Source organism: Rhodococcus sp. CX, from assembly GCF_015865005.1.
In the GTDB taxonomy this organism is placed as follows: domain Bacteria; phylum Actinomycetota; class Actinomycetes; order Mycobacteriales; family Mycobacteriaceae; genus Rhodococcus.
In genome coordinates, this window is sequence record NZ_JADZGH010000163.1 from 1 (window position 1) to 3,179 (window position 3,179).

Genomic DNA, 3,179 nt, shown 5'->3' on the forward strand with positions numbered 1-3,179 from the left:
ACCACCGACCCGGCGATCGTGCGCAAGGCCCTGACCCGGCTCCGGGACTGACCGCATCGGGTCGGCCTGCCGCTGCCGGGCCGCACCCGGCCTACGGCAGCACGACCAGCCCGAGTTCGGCGGGCGTGGCGAGCAGTTCGTGCTGCGGCAGCACCCGCACGGTGTATCCGACGGCGCCGGCGAGCGGCAGCGCGACCTCCGCCTCGAAGACGTCGCCGGCACCGTCGGTGCCGCTGTGCCGCATCGGCGTGGTCGTGATGTCGCTGAGGGTGTCGTCGACACCCACCCGGCCGATCACCACCTGCACCAGCACGTCCGCGGGGTTCAGCCCGCCGAGGTGCACGTGCGCGGTGAGCGACAGCCGCGCGCCGATCTCGGCGCTGTCGGGCAGCCCGTCGCTGTCGACCTGTGCGACCCGCACCGACGGCCACGCCGCCTCGATCCGGTGCCGGTAGTCCGCCAGCGCCTTCGCGCCGGTGAACCCGTCGGCGACGACCGCGCGGGCCGCCTCGGCGGCCGGGGCGTAGTACTGCACCGCGTAGTCGCGGACCATGCGCGACGCGAGCACCTTCGGCCCGAGGTTCTCGAGGGTGTGGCGCACCATCGCGATCCAGCGGGTCGGCACCCCGTCGGTGTCCCGGTCGTAGAACCGCGGCAGCACGGACCGTTCGAGCAGCTCGTACAGGGCGCTGGCCTCGAGGTCGTCGCGCCGGTGTTCGTCGACGACCCCGTCTGCGGTCGGGATGGCCCAGCCGTTCTCCCCGTCGTACATCTCGTCCCACCAGCCGTCGAGGATGGACAGGTTGAGGCCGCCGTTGAGCGCGGACTTCATCCCGGAGGTGCCGCACGCCTCGAGCGGACGCAGCGGGTTGTTGAGCCACACGTCGCAGCCCCAGTAGAGGAAGCGGGCCATCGACATGTCGTAGTCGGGCAGGAACACGATGCGGTGCCGCACGTCGTGCCGGTCCGCGAACCGCACGACCTGCTGGATCAGCGCCTTGCCGCCGTCGTCGGCGGGATGGCTCTTGCCGGCGACGACGAGTTGCAGGGGCCGGTCCTCGTCGAGGAGCAGCGACCGCAGCCGGTTCTCGTCGCGCAGCATGAGCGTGAGCCGCTTGTAGGTCGGCACGCGCCGCGCGAAGCCCACGGTGAGCACGTTCGGGTCGAACACTTCGTCGACCCAGCCGAGTTCGGCGGCGGTGGCGCCGCGTTCGATCCAGGACGCGCGCAGCCGTCGCCGCACCTCCGCGACGAGCTGCCCGCGCAGCGTGTTGCGGGTGTCCCACAGTTCCTGCGACGGAACGGTCTGCAGCAGTTCCCAGCCGCGGGCCTCCTCGACCCGGTCGGGACCGGCGAGCCGGTTCGCCAGGGCGATCCATTCGCGGGCGGCCCAGGTGGGGGCGTGCACACCGTTGGTGACCGAGCCGATCGGCACCTCGTCGGCGTCGAAGCCGGGCCACAGCCCGTCGAACATGCCGCGGCTGACGCGGCCGTGCAGCGCGGAGACGCCGTTGCTGCGCTGACCGAGCCGCAGACCCAGGTGCGCCATGTTGAACACGTGCGGGTCGGATTCACGGCCGAGCGCGAGGATCCGGTCGACGGTCAGGCCGGGCAGCAGCGACGACTCGTTCTCCCCGTTCGGTCCGGAGAAGTAGTGCCGCACCAGGTCGATCGGGAACCGGTCGATGCCGGCGGGGACCGGGGTGTGGGTGGTGAAGACGGTTCCGGCGCGCACGGCCGAGAGTGCTTCGTCGAAGTCGAGGCCCGTGGTGGTGACCAGTTCGCGGATGCGCTCGGCGCCCGAGAAACCGGCGTGGCCCTCGTTCATATGGAAGACCTCGGGGTCGGGCAGCCCGTGGATGCGGGTGTAGGCGCGCACGGCCCGCACGCCGCCGATGCCGGCGAGGATCTCCTGCTTGATGCGGTGGTCCTGGTCGCCGCCGTAGAGGCGGTCGGTGACACCGCGCAGTTCCTCGTCGTTGGCGGCGATGTCGGAGTCGAGCAGCAGCAGCGGCACCCGCCCGATCTGTGCGATCCACACGCGCGCGGCCAGCTCGCGGTTCCCGGGCACGGTGACGGTGACCAGTGCGGGACTGCCGTCGGATTCGGTGAGCAGCCGCAGCGGCAGACCCTGCGGGTCGTAGGCCGGGTAGTGCTCGCTCTGCCAGCCGTCGGCGGTCAGGGACTGCCGGAAGTAGCCGGAGCGGTACAGCAGTCCGATACCGACGAGCGGCAGCCCGAGGTCGGAGGCCGCCTTGAGGTGGTCACCGGCGAGGATGCCGAGGCCACCGGAATAGTTGGGCAGGACCTCGCTGACACCGAATTCCATGGAGAAGTAGGCGATCCCCGTCGGCATGTCCTTGCCGCGGGCCTGCTGTTGCTGGTACCAGCGCGGCCGGGCCAGGTACTCGTCGAGGTCCGCGGCGGCGGCATCGAGCCGCTGCACGAAGTCGGGGTCGGCGGCGAGTTCGTCGAGCCGCGACGGCGGCACCTCGCCGAGCAGCCGGACCGGGTCGTGCCCCACGAGTTCCCACAGGGCCGGGCCGACGGTGGCGAACAGGTCCTGGGTCGGCGGATGCCAGGACCACCGCAGGTTGGCGGACAGTCTTTCGAGCGCGGCCAGCCGCTCAGGAAGGTGGGCTCGTACGGTGAACCGACGCAAGGCTTTCACCCCGCGAAGACTACCGAGTTTCCGGCGTTTCGCGAGGCAACGGGCTGTGACGTCCGTCCGGGTGCCGAACCGCCGCCGGGCGGGCCGGTGAGCGCCCCGCGGATTCCCGCGCGGGACAGGCAAACCGGCCGCATGGTCGGCCCTGAATCCGCACCTCGATTACGGTTGAGTGCGAACCCACCGCGCGGTTCGCGTCCGGTTCCCCACCGGCCCGACACGGAACGGAGTACATGTGACAGGTCGTCTCGCCATCGACGACGTCCAGCCCCAGATCGCGGGTGGACGCTATCCGGTCAAGGCCGTCGTCGGCGAAGTCGTGCCGGTGTCCGCGGTGGTGTGGCGGGAGGGGCACGACGCGGTCGCCGCGACACTCGCCGTGCGCGGACCGGGGACCGATCCGGAGACCGAGGGCAGGCTCGTCCGCATCCCGATGGTGCCCGGGACGATGCCCGACACCTTCCACGCGACGTTCACCCCGACCAGCCCGGGTACGTGGAACTACCGCGTG

2 protein-coding genes are annotated in these 3,179 nt (G+C 71.4%); one reads left to right on the plus strand and one right to left on the minus strand.

All coding sequences use genetic code 11. From position 1 onward, the window contains the following. Positions 1-91: 91 nt before the first annotated feature. Positions 92-2,671 carry an alpha-glucan family phosphorylase gene (glgP, locus tag I0Q12_RS17220; RefSeq protein WP_197253054.1) on the minus strand — a complete coding sequence of 860 codons (2,580 nt, stop codon included), beginning with the start codon at positions 2,669-2,671 and terminating at the stop codon, positions 92-94. A 232-nt stretch (positions 2,672-2,903) separates the two neighbouring features. Between glgP and I0Q12_RS33100 the strand changes: the two genes are divergently transcribed. Next, the coding region (locus I0Q12_RS33100; protein ID WP_307846312.1) for a maltotransferase domain-containing protein at positions 2,904-3,179 on the plus strand (276 nt) is incomplete at its 3' end.